The sequence below is a fragment of the Frateuria sp. genome, from assembly GCF_013362045.1.
GTDB lineage: Bacteria > Pseudomonadota > Gammaproteobacteria > Xanthomonadales > Rhodanobacteraceae > Frateuria_A.
Genome location: NZ_JABFWW010000207.1, coordinates 1 through 22,940 on the forward strand (window position 1 = coordinate 1; position 22,940 = coordinate 22,940).

Genomic DNA, 22,940 nt, shown 5'->3' on the forward strand with positions numbered 1-22,940 from the left:
GTGGGTCTTGTCGTAGCGGGTATGGGCGAAGGTGCCTTTGCACACCGGCACGGAGTTGTCGTACTTGGTGTTGTTGTTCCCGTCCAGGTTGACGTTGGTGAGGTTGCACACGTCATTGGTGGCGTTCTGGTTCTCCACGCGTCCGGACAGGTCGAACAGCCACTTGCCGACGCGCCAGACGTCGGACAGGTAGAACGCCCGGTTGTTGGCATTGCCGTGCTGAGCGATGTTGTAGCCGCCGTAGTCGAGGAACCCCTGGTTGTCGGTCAGCTGATTGACGCCGTTGGCATCCACGTAGCTGACCGTGATCGGCCGCGCGTTGGGCGTGTTGGTCATGAGCATCTGGTTGCCCAGCGCCCACTGGTCGTCCATGGTGTAGTGCGCCAGGTACAGGCCGGCGGTGAGCGTGTTGCCCTCGAAGATCTCCTTGCTCAGGCGGAAATCGTTGTTGAAGTTCTTCAGGTGCTTGTGGATGAACCACCAGCCCTGGTGGATCACGCTCTGGTTGGGGTCCACCGCCCCGCCGCCGACGTAGGTGGCGGTGGCCGAGCCGGGCGTCAGGTTGAACGCGCCGATCTGGCTCTGGTTGGTGTAGAGCATGTCGTTGAGGCTGCCCGGGTTGGTACCGGAGAACAGCGCATTGGTGTTGACGTCGCCGCCGTCGATCAGGAACTTGTCCGAAATGTTCCAGCCATTCCCCAAGTCGTAGTCGAAGTTGCCGCCGAAGAAGCCGACCTTGGCGCCGCGGCCGTTGGCGAGGTTGGCGTCGCGGCCCCCGCCCGGATAGCCGCGCAGGAACACGTGCTGGATCGCCTTGCTGTTGTAGGTGTCGGTCAGCGGGTCGAAGCCCGGATAGGCGCTGAAGTGGTCGGTGCCGGTCTGGATCAGCGGAATCGGCGTGATGAACTGGTTGCGGTCGTTGAGGTAGCGCGCATACAGCGTCATCGTGCCGTTGTCGCTGTCATGGGTCAGCGTGCCGGTGAGCTGGCCGCCCTTGTCCGCCGCGAACTGCGGGTCGCGCACGCCCTGCGAATCGCGATAGAAGCCGCCGATGCTGCCGTAGGTGTCCTTGGCGAGAGGAAAGCCGAAGAAGCCGTCGACGCGCTTGAGGTCCTCGCTGCCGTAGGTGACACCAATGCTGCCGGACGGCACCTCGGTGCCCTGCTTGAGGATGAAGTTCGCGGTGGCGCCGATCTGGCCGTCGCCGAACACCACCGACGGGCCGCCCTGCACGATTTCGGTGCGGTCGACCGTGTCGTCGAGACGGAAGATGGACGTCGTCTCGAAGAACGACAGCGTGGGCATGCCGTACAGCGGCGAGCCCATCATCTGGGTGCTGAAGTACGGCGCGTCGCCGCCGCCGGGGAAGCCGGCGATCTCGATGTTGGCGCCGGTCTGGCCGCCGGTGGACTCGGGCCACAGGCCCGGCGAGATCTTCAAAAGGTCCGCCGTGCTCTTCGGGTTGGCCATCTTGATCTGCTCGGCCGTGGCCGTGGTCACCGTGTAGCTGGTGTCGATCTTCTTCAGGCCGCCGGTGGCGGTGTTGCCCGTGACCACCACCTGCTCGAGGCTCTTGGCGTTGGCGGCGCTGGGCTGCTGCGCCTTGGGCCGCTTGGAGGCGGCGGGCGGCGCGGTAGTCTGCGCCTGGTCGTTGTTCTGCGCCAGCGCGAGGCCGGGCATCAGGCAGGCGGCTATCGCCGCGGATAAGGCCAGTCGCACGTGCTTGTTCATCAGCTTCACTCCCCGATCAGGTCCGATGTACGACGGCGTGAGCTGCCGACGGCAGCCCCGCCGCTTCGCCGTTGTTGTGCCCCTTGTTTCCCCAAGCTCCTGCGGCATTCCGCCTCAGGCCCGCAATACTTGCCTTGGCGTGACAGCGCTGTCAATTTGCCGTGCAACATGGCCCGGAACGGGCGCCCGCCGGCCCGATCAGGACGCCGCGGCGGTGGACTCGCGCAATTCCAGCGAGAACGGCGCCTGCACCATCGCGCCCGGGCCGCGGCCGCGCAGGCTGTCGAGCAGCTGCAGGGCGGCGATGCGCCCCATCTCCCGGCTGGGCTGGTGGATGGTGGTCAGCGCGGGCCAGATCTGGCGGGCGATCGGCGTGTCGTCGAAGCCGCAGACCGAGACATCGCGCGGCACCGACAGGCCATGCTCGCCGGCCGCCCAGATCACTCCCGCGGCCATGTCGTCGTTGGCGGCGAACACCGCGGTCGGCCCCCGCCCCCGGGGCAGCGAGAACAGCCGCCGCGCAGCCGCCACGCCGGCGCCGAAGGAGAAATCGCCCGCCACCTCCAGCTCGGGATCGCGCGCCAGCCCGGCCTCGGCGAGCGCCTGCCGGTAGCCGGCCAGCCGCCACTGGCTGGCGCCGTGGCCCGGGTGGCCGATCACGTGGGCGATGCGCCGGTGCCCCAGCGCCAGCAGCGTCGCCATCATGCGCCGCGCCGCCTCCGGCTCGTCGATGAACGCGCCGATGGTGCCCTTGCGCTCGATCGGCGAAATGCTGGCGTAGAGCACGCGCCGCTCGTGCAGGCGCTGGAGCAGGCCGGGATGGTCGGTGATCGGCGGGGTCAGCACGAGCCCGTCGGGGCGATGGTGCGAGATCAGCCGGTCGATGCGCTCGACGAAGCCACCCTCGCCCACGTGCAGCGGCCGCACCATCATGCTGTAGTGATGGAGATCGCAGGCCTCGAGCACGCCAGCCTGGATCTCGGTCAGGTAGTTCGACGAGGGGTTGTCGTACAGCATGGCGATCAGGAACGACCGGTTGCTGGCCAGGCTGCGCGCCGACTGGTGCGGGCGGTAGTCCATCGCGGCCATCGCCGCGCGCACCTTCTCGCGCGTGGGTGCACGCACGTTCGCTTCGTCATTGAGCACGCGCGAGACGGTCTTGGGCGACACCCCCGCGGCGCGTGCCACATCTTCCAGGCGTACCCGCATGGCGCGTCCTGCATCGAACTGCTGAGGCGACTATGCGTGCTACGCCAGCCAGGCACAAGCGGCAGAGATGGGACGCCCATCGCACCCGGCGCACCGGTGCCGCGGCGGCATGGCTCCGCGCCAGCGAGCTGGCCTTAGGCCGTGGCGGCATCCAGCGACAAGCCGCTGCGGAACTCCCGCACCTGCCCGCTCAGCGGATCGATGAACGCCAGCCCGCAGGCCAGCAGTTGCAGCGGCCGGGTGAAGTCGTCTGCGCGTCGGGGTCGCAGGTCGGGATAGAAACTGTCGTTGCAGATCGGTGCACCGAGCGCTGCCATGTGCACGCGCAGCTGGTGCTTGCGCCCGGTGTACGGTTCGAGCGCATAGCGCCACAGGTGCGCGCCCTGTTCGAGCACGGTCACGCGCGTCTCGCTGTTCGGCTCGCCAGGCACCTCGCGCATGCGGAAGAACGGGTCGCCCGCCGCCAGCCGCGAGCGGTGCACGCATGGAAGCGCGTGCTGCGGCAGCGGTGCGGCCAGCGCCTCGTAGCGCTTGCGGATACGCCGCTCGCGGAACAGCGACAGATACGCGTCGCGCGTGTCCTTCCGCGCCGAAAAAAGCACCAGCCCGGCGGTTTCGCGGTCCAGCCGGTGCAGCGGTGCCAGCTCCGGGTTGCCGAGCTGCGTCGCCAGCCGCGCCAGCAGGGTCTGCCGCACGTGGCGTCCGGCCGGCACCACCGGCAGGAAGTGGGGTTTGTCGACCACCACCAGATGCTCGCCCACATATAGCACCGCCACTTCGCCGGGAACCACCGGCTCGCTCGCCACCTCACGGAAGTAGCGCAGCTTCATCCCTGCGCGATAAGGCGCGTGTTCGTCGATCGGGGCGCCCTGGGCATCCAGCACGCGGCCGCGGCGCACGCGGTCCAGCCATTGCGCGCGGGTGACGTGCGGAAAACATGCGCACAGGCTGTCGAGGGCGCAGGCCCAATTCCCTTCGGGAAGGTGCACGGTGCTGGGAAGGGAAGAGGAAATCATGCGGCCGGCCTACGTCGACGGGCGCAAGCTTAGCCGCTGCCGGGAAGCGCGCCCCGGCGCGTACAATGGCCGGTCACCTTGCCCAGGCTCCTCCATGGCCCTCAACGCCACCATCCACAAGGCCGAGCTGTCGATCAGCGACATGGACCGGCACTACTACGCTACGCACGCGCTGACCCTTGCGCGCCATCCGTCCGAAACCGAAGAGCGCCTGATGGTGCGCCTGCTGGCCTTCGCGCTCCACGCCGACGAGCGGCTGGAGTTCGGCAAGGGCCTGGGCGACGACGACGAGCCGGCACTCTGGCGGCGGGCGTACACCGACGAGGTGGAACAGTGGATCGAGCTGGGGCAGCCGGACGAGGCGCGCATCCGCAAGGCGTGTGGTCGCGCGCGGCAGGTCGTCGTGCTCAGTTATGGCGGGCGCGCCGCCGACGCGTGGTGGGAGAAGGTCGGCAGCACGCTTGCGCGCAACACGAACCTGACCGTGCTCGACATCGATGAACCGACCGTGCGCCAGCTGGCTGCGCTGTGCGAGCGCGGCATGCGGTTGCAGTGCCTGGTGCAGGACGGCGAGCTGCAGCTGATCAGCGGCGAGACCACGGTCGCGGTGCGCCCGCGCGCACGCATGGGCGAATACGCCGCCGCGTGAGGCCGCCCACGCGGCCAGCCGCGGCAGCGGCTGGCGAGGGGCCGCACCCGCACGGCCCGGCGGGTTGAACCAAGCAGGCGGGGTCCCGGAGTGGACCGCTCAACCGGCCCCGTACTCGTCGTGCCGGCGCCACCAGCGGTAGGGCTCGTCCTGCGGCCAGCCGGCAGGCGAATCCTCCCAGGTCTCCTGACGGCCGTAGGGCGTGAGGTCGAGCAGGTTGAAGTCCAGGCGCAGGCGGTCGACGCCGCGTGCGGCGGTGAAATAGCTGCGGTAGACCGCCCCGCCATCGCGCAGGAACACGCTGAGGCCGAAGCCGCCGCCGAGGCCGCAGGCTTCGTTGAATACCGTGCCCAGTGCGGCGTACCAGGGCACCTGCCAGCCCATCCGTTCGCGGTAGGCCGCCAGCCGCCCGTAAGGCGCCGGCGTGACCAGCGCCAGGCTGGTGCCGCGCGCATGCAGGTGCTCCAGGCGGCCGATGTTGTCGGCGAAACCGGAACAGCCCACGCAGAAGGCCTCCCCCGGCGGCATGAAGTGATAGACCACCAGCTGGCGGCGGCCTTCGAACAGGTCGGCCAGGCCGACCTCGCCGGCCGCGCCCTCGAAACGGTAATCGCCGTCGAAGCGCACCATCGGCAGCCGCCGCCGCTCGGCCGCCAGCGCGTCCAGAGCGCGGGTGGCGTCTTTCTCGCGGCCGCGCAGCCTGTCGAGTGCCGCCTGCCAGTCCTGCGGGGGTACCACTGGGGGCATGCCGTTCATTGCCGTCTTTCCTCTGCGGGTCGGTTGCCGTCACGACGGGCGACAGCACGGGTTTTCGACGCGCCGCCACGGTGCGAACCCGTTCAGACGCGGCACGGGCAAGTTGTAACCCAAGCCCGTATAATTGCGGGGTTTACCCCTCCGTAACTTCACGTGGCGGCTTTCCAAGCGCCGCCCGGGCCTGTGCCATGTCCATCGAAAAACTGCGCAACATCGCCATCGTCGCCCACGTCGACCACGGCAAGACCACGCTCGTCGATCAGCTTCTCAAGCAGTCCGGCACGCTCAACGAGCGCACCGTGCTGGCCGAGCGCGTGATGGACTCCAACGACCAGGAAAAGGAGCGCGGCATCACCATCCTGGCCAAGAACACCGCCATCACCTGGCAGGGCAACCGCATCAACATCGTCGACACCCCCGGCCACGCCGATTTCGGCGGCGAGGTCGAGCGCGTGCTGTCGATGGTCGACACGGTGCTGATCCTGGTCGATGCGATGGACGGCCCGATGCCGCAGACGCGCTTCGTCACCCAGAAGGCGTTCGCGATGGGCTTCAAGCCGATCGTGGTGATCAACAAGATCGACCGCCCCGGCTCGCGGCCCGAGTGGGTCGTGGAGCAGGTGTGGGACCTGTTCGACCGCCTGGGCGCCACGCCCGAGCAGATGGACTTCCCGATCGTCTACGCCTCGGCGCTCAACGGCTACGCCTCGCTGGACGAGAACGCCCGCGAAGGCGACATGACCCCGCTCTACCAGGCGATCATGGAGCATGCGCCGAAGCCGGAGGTCGATCCGGAAGGCCCGTTCCAGATGCGCATCAGCCAGCTCGACTACAACAACTTCGTCGGCGTGATCGGCATCGGCCGCATCCAGCGCGGCACGCTGAAGAAGAACATGCCCGTCGCGGTGATCGACCGCCACGGCAAGAAGCGCCAGGGCAAGGTGCTGCAGGTGCTCGGCTTCATGGGCCTGGAGCGCATCGAGCAGGAAAGCGCCGAGGCCGGCGACATCGTCGCCATCTCGGGCATCGCCGACCTCACCATTTCCGACACCGTCTGCTCGCTGGACAAGCCCGAGGCGCTGCCCGCGCTGACGGTCGACGAGCCGACCATCTCGATGACCTTCCAGGTGAACAACTCGCCGTTCGCCGGCAACAAGGACCTCTCCGGCGGCAAGTTCCTCACCAGCCGCCAGCTCAAGGACCGCCTCGAGCGCGAGCAGGTGCACAACGTGGCGCTGCGCGTCGAGCAGGGTTCGGACGCGGACAAGTTCCTGGTTTCCGGCCGCGGCGAACTGCACCTGTCGGTGCTGATCGAGAACATGCGTCGCGAGGGCTATGAGCTCGCCGTGTCGCGCCCGGAAGTGATCGTCAAGGAGATCGACGGCCAGAAGATGGAGCCGTTCGAGCAACTGGTGGTCGACGTGGAGGAGATCCACCAGGGCCCGGTGATGGAGCGCCTTGGCATCCGCAAGGGCCAGCTCAAGAACATGGAGCCGGACGGCAAGGGTCGCGTGCGCCTGGAATACATGATCCCGGCGCGCGGCCTGATCGGTTTCCAGAACCAGTTCAAGACCCTGACCCAGGGTTCGGGCCTGCTGTTCCACGTGTTCGACCATTACGGCCCGAAGGAAGAAGGCCAGATCGCCAAGCGCCCCAACGGCGTGATGATCGCCAACGCCGGCGGCACGACCCCCGCCTACTCGCTGGGGCCGCTGCAGGAGCGCGGCAAGCTGTTCGCCGCCGAGGGCGACAACGTTTACGAAGGCCAGCTGGTCGGTATCCATGCCAAGGACAACGACCTGACGGTCAATGCGATCAAGCCCAAGCCGCTGACCAATATGCGCGCCTCGGGCAAGGACGATGCGATCCAGCTCACCCCGGCGATCAAGTTCTCGCTGGAACAGGCGCTGGACTTCATCGACGACGACGAGCTGGTCGAGGTGACGCCCAAGGAAATCCGCCTGCGCAAGAAGCATCTGACCGAGAACGACCGCAAGAGGGCCTCGCGCGCGGCCTGACCCATGCCGCCCTGCGCCCCGGAAAGCCGCCGCAAGGCGGCTTTTTCTTGCGCGTGCACGTAGCGACCACGGCAGTGGGAGCAAGGTCGGCGCGTCCGGCGCGGGGTGCCGGCGCGTATGGGGAGTGGTCATGGAGATTTCGAGCAGCCGCCCGGTGTCCTTTACCCAGGTCGGCAACGAACTGGATGCACTGAAGAACGAGGTCGAAGCGATGATGCTGGTGATGCGCGCGCTGGTCGAGTCGCATCCGGCACCGGCCGAGCTGGTCAGGCGCTGGCGCACGCTGAGCCGGGAGCCGATCGAGCAGACCCGGCCCAAAGGCTGCCACCCGGGCGTGCTGACACGGCAGGAGAAGCTGTACCAGACGCTGCAGCGCTGGTCGCATGCGGTGCACAGCGCGGAGGTGCCGTAGGCTCGCTCGTATCTGTCCTTTCGCAGGATTGCTCACTCGCCCCGGCCTTCCCCCGTAGGACGGGAAGCACACGGCTATCGCATCCGGGCGCTGGCGTCGGTCCTCTGCCGGGGATCCCCTCGGCCATCCCGTGCATCGCCTGGGCGAGGCGCCCGCGCCGTTTACTACCCTGCCGGCACATGATTTCCCGAAACGCACCGCAGGCAGCCGCGCCCATACCCCTCAGATGCAGCCATTGACCTTGGATGCACGCCGGCACGGGATGATGAGCCCGCCGTGCAAGCGGAAAAGAGCGCCCCGCTTCCACGTATGACGCCAGGCTTTGCCCGCGCGTGAGAGCCCTGGCCCAGGAGACGCGATGCCGGCCGAACCCGTCAATTGCGACCCGCCCGCCGGCCAGGCACGCACACCGACACGCTGGCGCCGTCGCCTGCTGTGGGCGGGCATGGGCGCATTCGCCGCGCTGCTGGCCGGCCTGCTGCTGCTCAACCTGCTGCCGCAGGAAAGGCAGCTGAAGCAACCGCTGGGGCCGTTGAGCCCGGTGGACAGCCCGCAGTTCCGCCGGGAAATCGGCAACCTGCTGGGGCCTGCCGTCGTCGACGGCAACGCGGTGGCGGACTTCCAGAACGGCGCCGAGATCTTCCCGGCCATGCTCGCGGCGATCCGCTCGGCCCGATACAGCGTCGACATGGAGACCTACATCTACTGGTCCGGCGAGACCTCCCGCCAGTTCGTCGCCGCGCTGACCGGGCGCGCCCGCGCCGGCGTGCGCGTGCACGTGATCGCCGATTGGGTCGGCGCCTCGCGCATGCACGCCGACGTGGTCAAGGCACTGCGCGCCGGCGGCGTGCACTTCGAATACTTCCATGCGCTGCGCTGGTACGACGTCGACCGCATCAACAACCGCACCCACCGCAAGCTGCTGATCGTCGACGGCCGCGTGGCCTTCACCGGCGGCGTGGGCATCGCCGACGCCTGGCGCGGCCACGGCGACCAGCCAGACATCTGGCGCGACATGCAGATCCGCATCACCGGCCCGGCCGCCGCGCAGATGCAGGCCGTGTTCGAGGACAACTGGATCACCACCACCGGCCAGGCCCTGCTCGGCCCGGCCTACTACCCGCAGGTGCCGCCGGCGGGCGACGTCGCGGTACAGACGGTGGCCAGCTCGCCCGAAGGCGGCAGCGAGAACCTGCAGCTCATGTACCTGATGGCGATCGACGGCGCGCGCCGCACGATCGACCTGGAGGCGGCCTACTTCGTGCCCGACGACCTCACCGTGGCCGCGCTCGAACGCGCCCTGCAGCGCGGCGTGCGCATCCGCCTGGTGGTGCCGGGGCGCTACATCGACAGCGAAGTCATCAACGACGCCTCGCAGAACCGCTGGGGGCAGATGCTGCGCGCCGGCGCGAAGATCTACCGCTTCCAGCCGGCGATGTTCCACAGCAAGCTGATGATCGTGGACGGCTACCTCACCCTCGCCGGGTCGGCGAACTTCGACAACCGCTCCTTCTCGCTCAACGACGAGTCCAACGTCAACGTGTTCGACCGCGGCTTTGCCGGGCACATGGAAGAGGTCGTCGAGCGCGACATCGCGCAATCGAAGGAACTCACCCTGGAACAATGGCGCCACCGCCCGTGGACGCGCCGCGTGCTGGACTGGCTCTCCGCCCTCGGCCAGACGCAGTACTAGGAAAGCCCATGCCCGCCCGCAAGCCGCTCAAGGTCGCCACCTTCAACATCAACGGCGTGCGCACGCGCCTGGCCTCGCTGCTGGCGTGGCTGCAGCGCGACGCGCCGGACGTCGTCTGCCTGCAGGAACTGAAGGCGCCGGACGAGGCCTTTCCCGCCGACGCCATCCGCGAGGCCGGCTACGGCGCGATCTGGCACGGCCAGCGCTCGTGGAACGGCGTGGCCATCCTGGCCCGCGGCATGGACCCGCTGGAAAGCCGCCGCGGCCTGCCCGGCGGCGGCGGGGACACGCAGAGCCGCTACCTGGAAGCGGCCGCGCACGGCCTCGTCGTCGGCTGCCTGTACCTTCCCAACGGCAACCCGCAGCCGGGCCCCAAGTTCGACTACAAGCTGGCCTGGTTCGACCACTTCATCGACTACGCGCAAGGCCTCGCGGCCAGCGAACATCCGGTGGTACTGGCCGGCGACTACAACGTCGTGCCCACCGACGAGGACATCTACAACCCGCGCTCGTGGCGGCGCGACGCGTTGCTGCAGCCGGAAAGCCGCGAGCGCTATGCCGGCCTGCTGGCGCAGGGCTGGACCGACGCGCTGCGCCAGCGCTTCGGGCAAGAGCGCGTCTATACGTTCTGGGATTACTTCCGCCAGCACTGGGAGCGCAACTCCGGCCTGCGCATCGATCACCTGCTGCTCAACCCCGCGCTGGCGCCGCGGCTGAAGGATGCCGGCGTGGACCGTTGGGTGCGCGCGCTGCCGCACCCGAGCGACCATGCGCCGACGTGGGTGACGCTGCGGCGATAGCGGCGCTTGCTCCAGGAACCAGGAAAGGCGAACGGCCTTCCCACTCTCCCCAGCTCCTCCAACCTTGCTGGGGAGAAAGACCTGTCCTCATCAGGCTTGCGTTTCTGGCGCGTGGTGCTCGCCATCGGTAAGCCCGCGGCGATGAGCCCTGCTTCAGGTGGGCTCCCTCTGCCCCGGGCGCACCCGGGGGAGAGGGCTGGGGAGAGGGGAAGGCCGTTGAGCCATCCTCGGCAAGCCTGGGTTTCTGGCAAAGTGACAGCCGCCATCCGCTCAACGGGGAATCCATGCGCCTCCTGCCCTGCCTCGCCGGCTTCGCGCTGGCCGCCGCCAGCCTGGCCGGCCACGCGGCCGACACGCTCGCCGCCAGCTCCTACGCCCGCGACCCCAACCAGCCGGTCGACCAGGCCTACACCGCGCAGATCGGCAAGTTCACCACCGATCCGGCATTCAACTCGCCGCTCACCGACTACCTGCCCGCCTCGCCCACCGTGCCCACGCCGCTCAAGGTGCTCGGCCACATCGCCGGCGCGGCGGACTGGCTGCCCTACTCGGCCGACGTCTACCACTACTTCCGCGCGCTGGAAGCGGCCAGCCCGCGCGTGAAGGTGTTCTCCATCGGCAGGACCGAAGAGGGCCGCGAGATGATCGCGGTGGCGGTCGCCGACGAGAGCCTGCTGGCCAACCTCAAGGCCAACGACGCGCGCCTGGCGCAGCTGGCCGACCCGCGCACGATCGGCATGGACGACGGCAAGGCCGATGCGCTGATCGGGCAGGCCACGCCGGTCTACTACCTCACCGGCACCATCCACTCCACCGAAACCGGCGCGCCCACCGCGCTGATGGAGCTGGCCTACCGCCTGGCGGTGGACGAGGCGCCGTACATCAGGAACATCCGCTCGCACGTGATCACCCTGATCACGCCCATCGTCGAGGTGGACGGCCGCGACCGCATGGTCGACCTCTACAACTGGCACAAGGCGCACCCGGACCAGGATTTCCCGCGCCTGCTCTACTGGGGCCACTACGTCGCGCACGACAACAACCGCGACGCCATGGGCATGACCCTCGCACTCACCCGCAACGTGGCCGATACCTACATCGGCTGGCATGCGCAGGTGCTGCACGACCTGCACGAGTCGGTGCCGTTCCTGTACGACAACACCGTGGGCGACGGCCCCTACAACGCCTGGATCGACCCCATCCTCACCGGCGAGTGGCAACAGCTGGGCTGGGACAACGTGCAGAAGATGACCCGGCTGGGCATGCCCGGCGTGTTCACCCACGGCGACTTCGATACATGGAGTCCCGGGTACCTCATGTTCATCGCGGCCATGCACAACGGCATCAGCCGCCTGTACGAGACCTTCGGCAACGACGGTGCCGACACGCGCAAGCGCGTGCTCGACCCGTCCGACTACCGGCGCACCTGGTACCGCCCCAACCCGCCGTTGCCGGAAGTGACCTGGTCGCAGCGCGACAACAACAACTACGAGCAGACCGGCGTGCTCATCGCGCTGGACTACTTCGCGCACAACGGCCAGACCTTCCTGAAGAACTTCTATCTCAAGGCCAAGCGCTCGATCCAGAAGCCCGACGAAGCCGGCCCCGCCGCCTACGTGCTCAGCGCCGACGAGAAGCGCAGCGGCACGCAGGCCCGGCTGCTGCGCGTGATGGAGCGCCAGCACGTGGAGATCAGCCGCGCCGGCGCTCCCTTCAGCGTGACCCTGCCCGCCTCCGATGACCAGAAGAAGCCGCAAACGCGCCGCTTCCCCGCGGGCAGCTACGTGATCCGCATGGACCAGCCCTACTCGCGCGTCGCCGACGCCCTGCTGGACCGCCAGTACTGGTCCCCCAAGGATCCGCAGCAGCACCCCTACGACGACACCGGCTGGTCGATGGGCGACCTGTTCGACGTCGAGGTGGTGCGCGTCACCGACCCCGACGTGCTGAAGGTTCCGATGACGAAGCTCGACCGGCCGGTGGAGGTGCCTTCGGGCCTGGCGGGTGTCGACGTGCCCGCCGCACGGCTGCCGCGCGTCGCCCTGATGCACACCTGGCTGGATACCCAGACCGAAGGCTGGTGGCGCATGGCGCTGGATGAGCTGGGCGTGCGCTACGACTACATCAGCACGCAGGACGTCTCGCGCATGGGCGACCTGCGCAGCAGGTACGACGCCATCCTGTTCGCGCCGATCGGCGGCGCCAGCCTGCGCCAGATCGTCGACGGCCTGCCGATGTGGGGCAAGCCGCAGCCCTGGCAGACCACCGCGCTCACGCCCAACCTCGGCCGCATCGACAGCACCCCGGACATCCGCCCGGGCCTGGGCGGAGCGGGCCTGGCCAGCCTCAAGCGCTTCGTGCACGAGGGCGGCCTGCTGATCACCGCCGAGGACACCGCGCGCTTCGCCATCGAGGCAGGGCTCGCGCCCGGCGTGTTCGTCACGCCCACGGCCAAGCTCAAGGTGGTCGGCAGCGTGCTGCAGGCCGACTTCGTGGACCACGACAGCCCCATGGCCCAGGGTTACGGCGACCACCTGGCGCTGTACAGCGCGGAGGGGCAATCCTTCACCGTCTCCAACCTGCTCACCGGCGACCACCACCTGCCCAACGCCAAGGACACGGAACGACCCACCGGCCGCGGCGGTCCGCACGATGCGGACGTGCCCGAAGGCCGCCCGTTCGCCGCCCCGCCCGCGCTGCCCGACGTCAAGCCCTGGCAGGCCATGCCGCTCAACGTCGACCAGGCCTGGAACAACCCCTGGGTGATCCCGCAGCAACTGCGCCCGCGGGTGATCCTGCGCTTCGCCGATGCCAAGCGCCTGCTGGTCTCCGGGTTGCTCGACGGCGGCGGCGAGATGGCCGAGCGCGCCGCGGTGGTCGACGCGCGCTACGGCAAGGGCCACGTGCTGCTGTTTGCCGGCAACCCGATCTGGCGCGGCGAAACCATGGGCAGCTACCCGCTGGTGCTCAACGCGCTCACCCATTTCGACCGGCTGGATGGAAAGCGCTGAGCAGGCCGCTCGTGCACTCCCGTTCCCTTCAGGCACCTTCCTCCGGGAAGGTGCCGAACGCGCACGACGCCGCTGGCGAGCACGAGCGCTGAACACCCCCGCCGCCGCTCACGCCCTTTTCATCAGCCATTGCCGTTCCGCCGCCAAGACTCGGGCGCACCACTCCCACGAGGAACGGCCATGAGAAAGCTCGCTTCAATCACCCTCGCGCTCGCGCTGGGCGCGTCCGGCGCGGTGCTGGCGCAGCAGGCGATGACCGAGGCCCAGGTGCGCGAGACCTTGATCCACCAGGGCTACACCAAGATCGACGACGTGAAGTTCGACGACGGCCTGTGGCACGCGAAGGCACGCAGTGCCGACGGCAGCCACGTGAAACTGCGCATCGATCCGAAGAGCGGCGAGGTGTATCCGGACAAGGAGGTTTCCCGCCTGAGCGAGGACGACGTACGCGCCGCGCTCGCCACGCAGGGCTACACCCACGTGCACGATGTCGACTTCGACGACGGCGTGTGGAAGGCCAAGGCGCGCGACAAGAACGACCATCGCGTCAAGGTGACGGTCGACCCGACCAGTGGGCGGGTCATCGACAACGGCGGTTGAGGTTCAACGTGCGCGTGCGCCCGCGGCGGGGCCGAGCGACTCGTCCGCGGGCGCCGCACGGAACTGCTGCCGCCAGCGCAGCGCGCCCAGCACCAGCAGCACGAGCAGCGCCACCAGCAACAGGATCAGCCCGATTCGGCGCCTGCCCTTCATGAGGAGACCCTAGCGCAGCGCCCGTAGTGGCTGCGTGCGCGTTGCCACGCCGCCGGTCCGGCATGGGCGAAGCCGGCCCCGGCCATGCGCGCTCAGGTGCGCGCGGCCAGCGGCCAGCGCCCCAGCACACGATACTCGGTACGTCCCAGCAGGCTGTGGATGAGCAGGAACTCGTGCACCGGCCAGGCGAGTGTCTCGACGGGCTGCGGCGCCACCGTGCGGGCGTCGTAGAGCAGCGTCACATGCGGCACGAACGCGCGCTCGCGCCGCACCAACCCTGCAGCCGCTAGCCGGGTGCCGAGCGTCGCGTGCAGTCCGGCCATGCCGCCGCCGGCATGGTTCCCCAGCAGCACGAACGGATTCTTGCCGGCGCGGCCGGCGAAGCTGCCGACGCGATCGAAGCTGCCCTCGAACGGCACGAGCGCCACCCCTGCCGCCGCCGCACACGCGCTTTCCACCAGCCGTTGCGGCACGCCGGCGAAATCGCCCAGGTGATGCAGCGTCACGTGCAGGTGGCTGGTCGGCCGCGGCTTGCCGCGCAGGGCAAGGCGCTCGCGCAATTCCTGCGCAAGCGCGGCGATGCGCTGTGCCAGCGGCACCGGCGGCATCACGGCGAAGAACAGGCGATCGGTGGGCTGCGGCGCGGCAAGGCCGGCCAGGGAAGGCTGGTGGGTATCGGATGACATCGGCAACTCGCTGCGAGGGCCCGGCCATTGTAGGAGCGGTGCCTTGGACCTGACCGCCCGCGCGGAGCATCGCCGGCAAGCCCGACCTGCATGGACCACTGGCCGGCGCCTTTCCCACGGAACAGGGAAGCTGGCTTTTTTTCATGGCCGGGCCGTGCGCATGGCCATAATGCGGCGTTCCCCAGCGAGGCGCCTGCCATGCCAAAGATCGATCCGTCTTCCGCTCCCGAGCGTCGCGGCTCGGGCTATCCCGCACCGTATGCGCAAGCGGTGCAGCAGCGCGTCCGGTGGGCACTGGGCGATGCCGGCGGCCTGAGCGATTTCGGCGTCAACCTCTCCCACCTGCCGCCGGGCTGCTGGTCCAGCCAGCGCCACTGGCACACGCACGAGGAGGAGTTCGTCTACGTGCTGTCCGGTGAGCTGGTGCTGGTCACCGACGAAGGCGAACAGCCGCTGTGTGCCGGCGAGTGCGCCGCGTTTCCCAAGAACGTCGCCAACGGCCATCACCTGGTCAACCGCGGCAGCGAGACGGCGGTGCTGCTGGAGATCGGCACGCGCTCGGACGAGGACGCCTGCCGCTATCCGGACATCGACCTGTACGTGGACCGGCGCGGCTGGGCCCATGCCGACGGCACGCCGTACTAGCCACGTCCCCACGCGCCGCGCTTCCCACCAGCCGCACGGCAACCGGTTGCGGCCGTGCGCCGCGGCGCCACGGACAAAGCGCGGCGTGCATCTCCAGGCCTAGGATCAACCGTGGGCCACCGCCAGGCGCATGCGGGACCGGCGTCCACCGCCGGCATCGGAAGCGCGGCGCGCCAGCGTAGAAAGCCTACGTGCGCGCGAAAACGCCGGCGAGGACCCGCGCAACCGCGCGTCACTTGTCGCGCACCGCCTCGACCTGGATACGCAGCGCCACCTGCATGTCGAAGCCATAGCTCTTGCCGGCGTCCAGCCCGAATGCGCTGCGGTCGAAGCTGCCCAGCGCGTCGGCGCCGCACCAGTCGCGCTTGTAGATGGGGTGCGGCATGCACTTGAAGTGGTCGATGCGCAGCGTCATCGGACGGGTGACGCCATGCAGGCTCAGCGTGCCCTCCACCCGCGTCGGCGCGCCGTCGACGAAACCGGCAAGCTGGCCCCGGTAGACCGCGCGCGGGTATTGGGCGACGTTGAAGAAGTCCTTGCCGCGCGCCCAGGCGTTGAGCGGCTCTTGCCCGAAGTCGATGCTGTCCAGCGCGACGCTGACCTCCACGCTGCCGCTGCCGGCGGCCCTGTCCAGTTCGACCCAGCCCTCGCTGTGGTCAAGCTTGCCGCGCCAGGTGGACATGCCCATGTGGTCGGCCTCGAAGCTCGGGTAGGTGTGGGCCGGGTCGAGCGTGTAGCGCACCGGCGCGGCGCCGGCGGCGAAGGGCAGCAGCAGGGCGAGAGGCAACAGGCGGCGGACGGTGCGCGAGGCGATGTGCATGGCAGGTTCCTGGTGGCGGGCGCCGGCGGCGCCTTCATCCAGGCGTCGTATGGAAGCAATGAAAATCGACAATCCTTGCGCGGACTGGATGTCTGGCTGGCGCACCTGGCGTCAATCGCGGCGACCGCGGCCAGCGCGCGACAAAACCTTCCGCGTCAGCTTTTTACGGGCAGAGCATGCTGCCATGATGCACTGGCGGTCGACCCTTGGAGTTCTCCATGGTTCAGAGCACGCGCCACTCATCCTCCTGGCCGATGGGCCCGGGCGAGATGGCCGAGTGCATCCGCCGGCACGACTGGTCGACGACCGCGCTCGGACCGATCGCCGGCTGGCCGCCGCACCTGCGCACGGCGATCGACATCTGCCTGGCCTCGCCGATACCCACCGCCATCCTGTGGGGCGAACAGCGCCTGCAGCTCTACAACGACGCCTACCACACGCTGGCGCAGTACCGGCATCCGGCCATCCTCGGACGCCCGCTGCTGGAGAGCTGGCCGGAAGCCGCCGAACTGGCGGGCGCGATGCTGGACCGCGTACAGGCCAGCGGCGAGCCCTCCCAGGCGGAAGACTGGCCGGTACGGATGACCGGTCCGGCAGGCTTGCCGGTCGAACGCTTCTTCGCCGTCACCTTTTCGGCCATCCACGACCGCTACGGACGGGTGGCGGGGGTATGGCACACGGCAATCGAGACCACCGCGCGGCAGCACGCCGAACGGCGGCTGCGCAAGCTGATGGGCGATGCCGGGCTGGGCTCGGACTTCCGTGCGCTGTTCCAGGCGGCACCGGCACCGTTGCTGCTGCTGGCGCCACCGGACTTCCTCGTGCTGGCGGCCAACGACGCTTCCCTGCGCGCCCGGGCCGGCAGCCGCGGGAGCCTGCCGGGTCGTCCGGTCTTCGACCTGTTGGCGGACTCGCCGGATCGCTTCGTGCTGGAGGGCCAGCTGCGCGCATCGCTCGACCGGGTGCTCGCCCGGCGGGTTCCGGACACGCTGCCGGCGGCAGTGCGTGACGGCCTGGCCGGCGGCCACGACCAGCGCTGGTGGAGTGTCATCAACTCGCCCGTGCTCGACACCCACGGCGAGGTCGCGCTCGTCATCCACCGCACCGAGGACGTAACCGAGCTGGTGAAGCTGCGCAGCGCCAGCGAAGCGCAGGCGCAACTGGAACGCGAGCACCAGGCCTTGATGACGCGCTTGCGCGAAGCCGGCGCTGCCACCGCCTCGGACGAGCCGGCAGGACTGCCGAGCGTGCGGCCATCGTCTTGGCCCGCCACGCTCCTGGATGCCGTCTCCGACCACGTCTACGCCTTCGATGACACGCACCGCCTTGCCTACGTCAACCGGGCAACGCGCCCGTTGTTCGGCCTGGCCACGGAGGAGCCGCTGGGCAAGACCCCCGATGAACTGGACTGTCCGCCGGAGCTCACGCGCCGGCTCGACCGGCACCTGACCCATATCTTCGCCACCGGCGCCTCGATCGAGGACGAGATCCGCTTCACCAGCCCCGGCGGCGGGTACGCCTATTTTCAGTTCGTGTGGGGACCGGTGCGCGAAGACGGACGCATCACCCACGTGATTGGCGTCGCGCGCGACACCAGCGAGCGACGCCGCATGGAGGAACGGCTGCGCCTGGGCGAGGCGCGCCAGTCGTTCCTGCTGCAGCTGGACGACCGTGTGCGCGGCCTCAATGACGCCGCGCCGATCGTCGCCACGGTCGGCGAGATGGTCGGCCGCCACCTGGCCGTGGGCCGTTGCGGCTATGGCGAGGTGACCCAGTGCGGCCACTATTTCCAGGTCGAGCGCGACTGGACCGATGGCGCCATGCCCAGCCTGGCGGGCCAGACGCGGCTGGCCGACTTCGGCAGCGCGGTACTGGCCCAATACCGCGCCGGCCAGACCGTAGTGATCGACGACACGCTGGAGGATGCGCGCACGCGCGGCGCCGAACAGGCCTACGCCGAAGCCGGCCGCACCCGCGCCGGCATCGGCGTACCGTTGTTCAAGGGCGGGCGCTTCGTTGCCGCCTTCTATGTGCACCAGACCCGGCCGCGGCATTGGCGCGAAGAGGAGGTGGCGCTGGTCGGCGAGGTCGCCGAGCGCATCTGGGCGGCCGTCGCGCGGGCGCGTGCCGAGCGCGCGCTGCGCGAGAGCGAGCGACGCTACCGCGCGCTGTTCGACGCCATCGACGAGGGGTTCTGCCTGATCGAGAAGGTCGACACCGCGCCGGGGGAGCCTTCGGACTACCGGTACCTGGCCACCAACCCGGCCTTCGTGACCCACACCGGCATCGGCGAGGTGATCGGGCGGACCATGCGCGAGATGTTCCCCGACCTGGCGCATTTCTGGTACGACACCTTCGACAGCGTCATCGGCACCGGCGAGGCCTTCCGCTTCGAACATGGCCTGCTCGACCAGGGCCGCGTGTTCGACGTCTACGCCGGCAGGCTGGACGACGGCACGCGCCGCCGCGTCGCGGTGATCTTCAACGACATCACCGAGCGCAAGCGCCACGAGGAGCACCAGCGGCTGCTGCTCAACGAACTCAACCACCGGGTCAAGAACACCCTGGCCGCGGTGCAGTCGATGGCGGCGCAGAGCTTCCGCCCGGGCACCGATCTCGAAGACGCGCGCCGCCAGTTCGAGGGCCGCCTGATGGCGCTGTCGCGGGCGCACGACATCCTCACCCGCGAGAGCTGGGGCGGCGCGGCGCTGGCGGATATCGTGCGGGAGTCGATCGCACCCTACCGCGACCACCGGCGCGACCGGCTGCACGCGCATGGCCCGGCCGTGTGGCTGCCGCCGCGCCATGCGCTGGCCTTCGCCATGGTGCTGCACGAGCTGTGCACCAATGCGGTCAAGTATGGCGCGCTGTCCGGCGCGGACGGCGAGATCGGGATCGAGTGGAGCGTGCGCGCCGGCTCGCTGCGGCTGCACTGGGTCGAATCCGGAGGGCCGCGAGTGGCGCAGCCGACGCGGCGCGGGTTCGGTTCGCGGCTGATCGAACGCGGGCTGCGGCACGAGATCGGCGGATGCGTGGAACTGGCGTTCGCGCCGGGCGGCGTGACCTGCACCATCGAGGCCCCGCTGGGCGACGCCGGCCGCAGGGAACGGGGACCGCAGATCGGGAGCAACGCGGCGTGAGGCGGCGAGTTTCGGCCCGCGCTTGCCCTGCGGCGGCGCCTGCTGTGCGCGCCATTCCCGTTCGGTTATCGTGCGAGGGCGGCCCGCAGATGCAAGGGGGGCATCGTGGTTGATTCAGGACCGATCACATTCGGCTATTTCACGGCCGCGCTGATGGCCACCGCAGGCATCGCGCTCGCTTCCGGCGCGCAGTTCGCCGTCATCGGCCTGTGGCGCCGCCGCGAGGCGATGTACCTGTCCTACGCGATGCTCTGCCTGTGCATCGCCGCCCTCGCCTTCGCCAACGCGCTGCTGCATACCGCCACCCGGCTGGACGAGGCCACTGCCGCGCTGCGCACCATGATCAGCGCAGCGGCGATCTCCTTCCTGCCCTTCGTCATCTTCATCCGCGCCTATACCGGCGGCCAGGCGCAGCGCCGGCTGCAGCTGGTGGTCGGCGCGGTGGCGGGCTTTTTCACGTGGCTCAACCTGGATCTCCCCGGCACCATGTTCTTCACGCGGGTGACGGCCGGAAACGGTGTCGTGCTGCCATGGGGCGAGCGGCTGTACAACCTGGCCGGCACCCCCTCGCCGTGGGGCCTGGCCTTCCATGCGCTGACCTACATCGCCTTCCTGTGGGCGCTGTGGTGCGCCGTAGCGCAGGCACGCGCGGGCGAGCGGCTGCGCGGCACGCTGCTGGCGGTCTGCCTGCTGGCGCAGTTCACCGCCTTGCTGTGGGGCGACGTGGTGGTCGACGCACTCGGCCACCGCTATCCCTACCTGGATGCCTTCTCGTTCCTGCCGTTCGTGCTGTTGATGGGCCTGTCGCTGGCGGCGCAGTTGCACCAGCGCACGGTGCAGCTGGAGCAGACCACCCTGCGGCTGGAGGCCGAGGCGCACACCCGCCACGAGGCGGAGTTCAGCCTGCGCCATGTCGCCTACCACGACAGCCTCACCGGCCTGCCCAACCGCCTGCGCGCGCTGGACCACCTCGCCGAATTGCACGGCGAGGCGATGGCCAAGGGCCAGCACGGCGCCGTGCTGCTGATCGACCTGGACAACTTCAAGACGATCAACGACGCGCTCGGCCATCCGATCGGCGACCGCATGCTGGAGGCCATCGCCGACCGCCTGGTCGCCGCCGCGCCGGCCGATTCGATGCTCGCGCGGCTGGGCGGCGACGAGTTCGTGCTGGTGCTCGGCCCCCTGAACGGTGCCGCCGGGACCGCCCAGGCGCAGGCGCAGCAGGCGGCCGAACGCATGGTCGCGCGGCTGGCCGAACCGGTGGCGGTGGACAGCCGCATCCTGGCGGTGGGCGCCAGCGTGGGCGTGGCGGTGTTCCCCTCGGGCGAGGACGGCGTGGCCGACCTGCTGCGCCGCGCCGACATCGCGCTGTACCGGGCCAAGGCCGCCGGGCGCAACACCGTGCGGCTGTTCCTGGAGCCGATGCAGCAGGAGGCCGACACCCGCCTGGCGCTGGAGCGCGGCCTGCGCACCGCGCTGGAACAGCAGCGCATGCCCGCGCAGTTCGCCCTGCACTTCCAGCCGCAGGTCAATCGCCGCGGCGATCTGCTCGGCGCCGAGGCGTTGCTGCGCTGGCGCCACCCGCAGCTGGGCGAACTGTCGCCCGCGGTGTTCATTCCGCTGGCCGAGGAAACCGGCCTGATCCATGCATTGGGCGGCTGGGTGATCGGCGAGGCCTGCGCGCACATCCGCGCCTGGGACCGCGACGGCGTCGCCTTCGGCGGGCGCCTGGCGGTGAACGTGAGCGCGCGGCAGCTCAGCCACCCGCGCTTCGCGGCCCAGCTGGAGGCGCAGGTGCGCGCCGCAGGCGTCGAGCCTTCGCGGCTGACTTTGGAGCTGACCGAGAGCGCACTGCTGAACGATTTCGACAATGCGCTGGAAACCCTCCACCAGCTGGCCAGCGTGGGCTTCCACCTGGCGCTTGACGATTTCGGCACCGGCTACTCGTCGCTGAGCTACCTGCAGCGGTTGCCGCTGGACGTGCTCAAGGTCGATCGGGCCTTCGTGAGCGAGCTGCATCCCAATGCAGCCAATCCGCTGGCCAGCTTCATCATCGACGTGGCGCACCGGCTGGGCATCGCCGCGGTGGCCGAGGGCGTGGAAACCGTGCCGCAGCGGCTCGCGCTCGAACGCCTCGGCTGCGACGGCCTGCAGGGCTACCTGATCTGCCGCCCGCTGGACGAAGCCGGCTTCCGCCAATGGCTGGCCGAACACCACGAGGCACGCGCGCTGCCGCAGGCGCAGCGCAACGCACCCGACGCCACGGACGACGCGACGCGCGCGCCGGGGACCTCTTCGCGCGACAGGAACTAGGCCGGCTCCGGATCCGAGCCCGTCGAGCCCGGCCGCTCGGCGAGCTTGCTCGCGTACATTGCGCGGTCGGCGGCGGCGTACAGGCGCGTCTCGTCCGCGCCGTCGTCCGGATACAGCGCCAGCCCGATGCTGGCGCCGATGGACAGCCGGTGGCCCTGGAACTCGGTGCTGGCCTCCAGGGTGCGGGCCAGCCGGTCGGCACGCGCCTGCGCGACCGTGCGATCGGCCACGCCCGGCAGGATCGCGGCGAACTCGTCGCCGCCCAGCCGGGCCAGCGTATCGCCCGTTCGCACGCCCTGCTGCAGGCGCTGCGCCACGAAATGCAGCAGCGCGTCCCCCGCGGCATGGCCGAGCGTGTCGTTGATGCGCTTGAAGTCGTCCAGGTCGATGACCAGCATGGCGAACCGGCTGCCGCCCTCGCGCGCGCGCTTGAGCGCGTGATCGAGCCGGCGCGCGAACACGCGCCGGTTGGGCAGGCCGGTGAGTGCGTCGTGCTGGGAGGCATGCTCGGCGTGCCCGATCTGTTCTTCCAGCACGGTGAAGATCATGCCCGTGGCCACCAGGAACTTGGGCAGGTTCCATGCCTCGTTCTCGATGCCCCAGCCGCGCAGCCACGGATCGAGCGCCGCCGCCACCGGAAATACCGCCGCCCAGGCGACGAAACTCACCGTGGTGAACAGCACGCCCACGGATGGCGCAGCGGCGCCGCGGTAGAAGCAGAACGCCACCGCCAGGTAGTGCCAGAACAGCATCCAGTTGAGCGCATCGTCGATCGCGCCCCGCCAGGCGAACAAGGCCTGCAGGGCATAGACGCCCACCAGCGCCGGCAGGCACCAGGCGGGCCTGCGCCGGTCGCGGCGGAACATCCAGGTGGCCGAGCCCAGCCCCAGCGCGGTGCAAGCCAGGTAGGGCGGCCGCGCCTCGACTGCATAGGAGGCCAGCACGAAGAACGCCACGTCGGGCACCGCGGCCAGCAGCGTGAGGCCAAGGTCCTGCCACCACCCCAGCCGCGCATCCGAGCTGGCCCAGATGAAGGCGACGCTGGTCAGCAGCAGCATCGAGAGCGACACCGCCAGCGCGGCATCCGCCGCACCGCCCTGGCCAAGGTTGCGCTCGGCCATCTGCGCGACGATGTGCACCAGGATCATGGCCCAGCCGACCAGCCAGTAGCGCAGCCGCGTCTGTCTGGTGCGCTTGAGCAGCGAGGCAAAAACCAGCACCAGGCCGCCGATGGACAGGAAATCGGGGATCACGGACAGGTTCAAGCGCGTCTCTCCGCACCGGC

General features: G+C 69.5%; 18 protein-coding genes. 10 read left to right on the forward strand and 8 right to left on the reverse strand.

Annotated features, from left to right (window positions below):
• The 3 genes from HOQ08_RS09670 to HOQ08_RS09680 all read right to left on the reverse strand — a co-directional run.
• Positions 1-1,731, reverse strand: a 1,731-nt coding sequence (locus tag HOQ08_RS09670) for a TonB-dependent receptor plug domain-containing protein (RefSeq protein ID WP_291193750.1), incomplete at its 3' end; no start/stop codon positions are given.
• A 198-nt stretch (positions 1,732-1,929) separates the two neighbouring features.
• Positions 1,930-2,940 carry a LacI family DNA-binding transcriptional regulator gene (locus HOQ08_RS09675; RefSeq protein WP_291193752.1) on the reverse strand — a complete coding sequence of 337 codons (1,011 nt, stop codon included), beginning with the start codon at positions 2,938-2,940 and terminating at the stop codon, positions 1,930-1,932.
• Positions 2,941-3,074: 134 nt separating this feature from the next.
• A complete protein-coding gene (locus HOQ08_RS09680) occupies positions 3,075-3,956 on the reverse strand; it encodes a pseudouridine synthase (RefSeq protein ID WP_291193755.1) in 882 nt (293 codons plus the stop codon).
• A gap of 94 nt (positions 3,957-4,050) precedes the next feature.
• Here HOQ08_RS09680 and HOQ08_RS09685 point away from each other — a divergent pair, with 94 nt between their 5' ends.
• Positions 4,051-4,605 (forward strand): YaeQ family protein, encoded by a 555-nt coding sequence (locus HOQ08_RS09685; RefSeq protein WP_291193758.1) that lies wholly within the window; start codon positions 4,051-4,053, stop codon positions 4,603-4,605.
• Between the two features lie 99 nt (positions 4,606-4,704).
• Here HOQ08_RS09685 and HOQ08_RS09690 read toward each other — a convergent pair whose 3' ends face one another.
• Complete coding sequence (locus HOQ08_RS09690) at positions 4,705-5,361, reverse strand: DUF899 domain-containing protein (protein ID WP_291193761.1); 657 nt, start codon at positions 5,359-5,361, stop codon at positions 4,705-4,707.
• 188 nt (positions 5,362-5,549) lie between these two features.
• Between HOQ08_RS09690 and typA the strand changes: the two genes are divergently transcribed.
• The 6 genes from typA to HOQ08_RS09720 all read left to right on the forward strand — a co-directional run bounded on the left by typA (position 5,550) and on the right by HOQ08_RS09720 (position 13,895).
• On the forward strand, positions 5,550-7,379 hold the full coding sequence (gene typA, locus HOQ08_RS09695) for a translational GTPase TypA (RefSeq protein ID WP_291193764.1): 1,830 nt from the start codon (positions 5,550-5,552) through the stop codon (positions 7,377-7,379).
• Positions 7,380-7,509: 130 nt separating this feature from the next.
• Entirely contained in the window at positions 7,510-7,791 is a 282-nt protein-coding gene (locus tag HOQ08_RS09700; RefSeq protein ID WP_291193768.1) for a hypothetical protein, read from the forward strand.
• A 445-nt stretch (positions 7,792-8,236) separates the two neighbouring features.
• Positions 8,237-9,484, forward strand: coding sequence for a phospholipase D-like domain-containing protein (locus tag HOQ08_RS09705; protein WP_291193830.1), 1,248 nt, complete (start codon positions 8,237-8,239; stop codon positions 9,482-9,484).
• Positions 9,485-9,492: 8 nt separating this feature from the next.
• Positions 9,493-10,284, forward strand: coding sequence for an exodeoxyribonuclease III (locus tag HOQ08_RS09710; RefSeq protein ID WP_291193772.1), 792 nt, complete (start codon positions 9,493-9,495; stop codon positions 10,282-10,284).
• Positions 10,285-10,568: 284 nt separating this feature from the next.
• On the forward strand, positions 10,569-13,295 hold the full coding sequence (locus tag HOQ08_RS09715) for a M14 family zinc carboxypeptidase (protein WP_291193775.1): 2,727 nt from the start codon (positions 10,569-10,571) through the stop codon (positions 13,293-13,295).
• A gap of 180 nt (positions 13,296-13,475) precedes the next feature.
• Positions 13,476-13,895, forward strand: coding sequence for a PepSY domain-containing protein (locus HOQ08_RS09720; protein ID WP_291193778.1), 420 nt, complete (start codon positions 13,476-13,478; stop codon positions 13,893-13,895).
• 3 nt (positions 13,896-13,898) lie between these two features.
• Here the strand turns inward: HOQ08_RS09720 and HOQ08_RS09725 are convergent, their stop codons facing one another.
• Both HOQ08_RS09725 and thpR read right to left on the reverse strand, forming a co-directional pair.
• A complete protein-coding gene (locus HOQ08_RS09725) occupies positions 13,899-14,048 on the reverse strand; it encodes a hypothetical protein (RefSeq protein ID WP_291193781.1) in 150 nt (49 codons plus the stop codon).
• Between the two features lie 92 nt (positions 14,049-14,140).
• The gene (gene thpR, locus HOQ08_RS09730; RefSeq protein WP_291193784.1) at positions 14,141-14,734 is read right to left on the reverse strand and encodes an RNA 2',3'-cyclic phosphodiesterase; all 594 of its coding nucleotides are present in this window, start codon (positions 14,732-14,734) and stop codon (positions 14,141-14,143) included.
• Between the two features lie 198 nt (positions 14,735-14,932).
• Between thpR and HOQ08_RS09735 the strand changes: the two genes are divergently transcribed.
• Positions 14,933-15,379, forward strand: a complete 447-nt coding sequence (locus HOQ08_RS09735) for a cupin domain-containing protein (RefSeq protein WP_291193787.1) — start codon at positions 14,933-14,935, stop codon at positions 15,377-15,379.
• Between the two features lie 232 nt (positions 15,380-15,611).
• On the opposite strand, the gene HOQ08_RS09740 is transcribed toward HOQ08_RS09735, so the two are convergent.
• Positions 15,612-16,199 carry a YceI family protein gene (locus HOQ08_RS09740; RefSeq protein WP_291193790.1) on the reverse strand — a complete coding sequence of 196 codons (588 nt, stop codon included), beginning with the start codon at positions 16,197-16,199 and terminating at the stop codon, positions 15,612-15,614.
• Positions 16,200-16,417: 218 nt separating this feature from the next.
• On the opposite strand from HOQ08_RS09740, the gene HOQ08_RS09745 reads away from it, so the two are divergent.
• Both HOQ08_RS09745 and HOQ08_RS09750 read left to right on the forward strand, forming a co-directional pair.
• Positions 16,418-19,339, forward strand: coding sequence for a PAS domain-containing protein (locus HOQ08_RS09745; RefSeq protein ID WP_291193794.1), 2,922 nt, complete (start codon positions 16,418-16,420; stop codon positions 19,337-19,339).
• A 105-nt stretch (positions 19,340-19,444) separates the two neighbouring features.
• Positions 19,445-21,655 carry an EAL domain-containing protein gene (locus HOQ08_RS09750; protein ID WP_291193798.1) on the forward strand — a complete coding sequence of 737 codons (2,211 nt, stop codon included), beginning with the start codon at positions 19,445-19,447 and terminating at the stop codon, positions 21,653-21,655.
• On the opposite strand, the gene HOQ08_RS09755 is transcribed toward HOQ08_RS09750, so the two are convergent.
• Complete coding sequence (locus HOQ08_RS09755) at positions 21,652-22,920, reverse strand: GGDEF domain-containing protein (protein WP_291193801.1); 1,269 nt, start codon at positions 22,918-22,920, stop codon at positions 21,652-21,654. The genes HOQ08_RS09750 and HOQ08_RS09755 overlap by 4 nt on opposite strands.
• Positions 22,921-22,940: the final 20 nt, after the last annotated feature.

What these genes read in the sequence shown, in the direction of transcription:
- HOQ08_RS09725 (WP_291193781.1), bottom strand. Translation starts at nt 14,048, where the DNA reads ATGAAGGGCAGGCGCCGAATCGGGCTGATCCTGTTGCTGGTGGCGCTG.
- thpR (WP_291193784.1), bottom strand. Translation starts at nt 14,734, where the DNA reads ATGTCATCCGATACCCACCAGCCTTCCCTGGCCGGCCTTGCCGCGCCG.
- HOQ08_RS09680 (WP_291193755.1), bottom strand. Translation starts at nt 3,956, where the DNA reads ATGATTTCCTCTTCCCTTCCCAGCACCGTGCACCTTCCCGAAGGGAAT.
- HOQ08_RS09715 (WP_291193775.1), top strand. Translation starts at nt 10,569, where the DNA reads ATGCGCCTCCTGCCCTGCCTCGCCGGCTTCGCGCTGGCCGCCGCCAGC.
- HOQ08_RS09745 (WP_291193794.1), top strand. Translation starts at nt 16,418, where the DNA reads ATGGTTCAGAGCACGCGCCACTCATCCTCCTGGCCGATGGGCCCGGGC.
- typA (WP_291193764.1), top strand. Translation starts at nt 5,550, where the DNA reads ATGTCCATCGAAAAACTGCGCAACATCGCCATCGTCGCCCACGTCGAC.
- HOQ08_RS09735 (WP_291193787.1), top strand. Translation starts at nt 14,933, where the DNA reads ATGCCAAAGATCGATCCGTCTTCCGCTCCCGAGCGTCGCGGCTCGGGC.
- HOQ08_RS09705 (WP_291193830.1), top strand. Translation starts at nt 8,237, where the DNA reads ATGGGCGCATTCGCCGCGCTGCTGGCCGGCCTGCTGCTGCTCAACCTG.
- HOQ08_RS09700 (WP_291193768.1), top strand. Translation starts at nt 7,510, where the DNA reads ATGGAGATTTCGAGCAGCCGCCCGGTGTCCTTTACCCAGGTCGGCAAC.
- HOQ08_RS09720 (WP_291193778.1), top strand. Translation starts at nt 13,476, where the DNA reads ATGAGAAAGCTCGCTTCAATCACCCTCGCGCTCGCGCTGGGCGCGTCC.
- HOQ08_RS09685 (WP_291193758.1), top strand. Translation starts at nt 4,051, where the DNA reads ATGGCCCTCAACGCCACCATCCACAAGGCCGAGCTGTCGATCAGCGAC.
- HOQ08_RS09710 (WP_291193772.1), top strand. Translation starts at nt 9,493, where the DNA reads ATGCCCGCCCGCAAGCCGCTCAAGGTCGCCACCTTCAACATCAACGGC.
- HOQ08_RS09690 (WP_291193761.1), bottom strand. Translation starts at nt 5,361, where the DNA reads ATGAACGGCATGCCCCCAGTGGTACCCCCGCAGGACTGGCAGGCGGCA.
- HOQ08_RS09740 (WP_291193790.1), bottom strand. Translation starts at nt 16,199, where the DNA reads ATGCACATCGCCTCGCGCACCGTCCGCCGCCTGTTGCCTCTCGCCCTG.
- HOQ08_RS09675 (WP_291193752.1), bottom strand. Translation starts at nt 2,940, where the DNA reads ATGCGGGTACGCCTGGAAGATGTGGCACGCGCCGCGGGGGTGTCGCCC.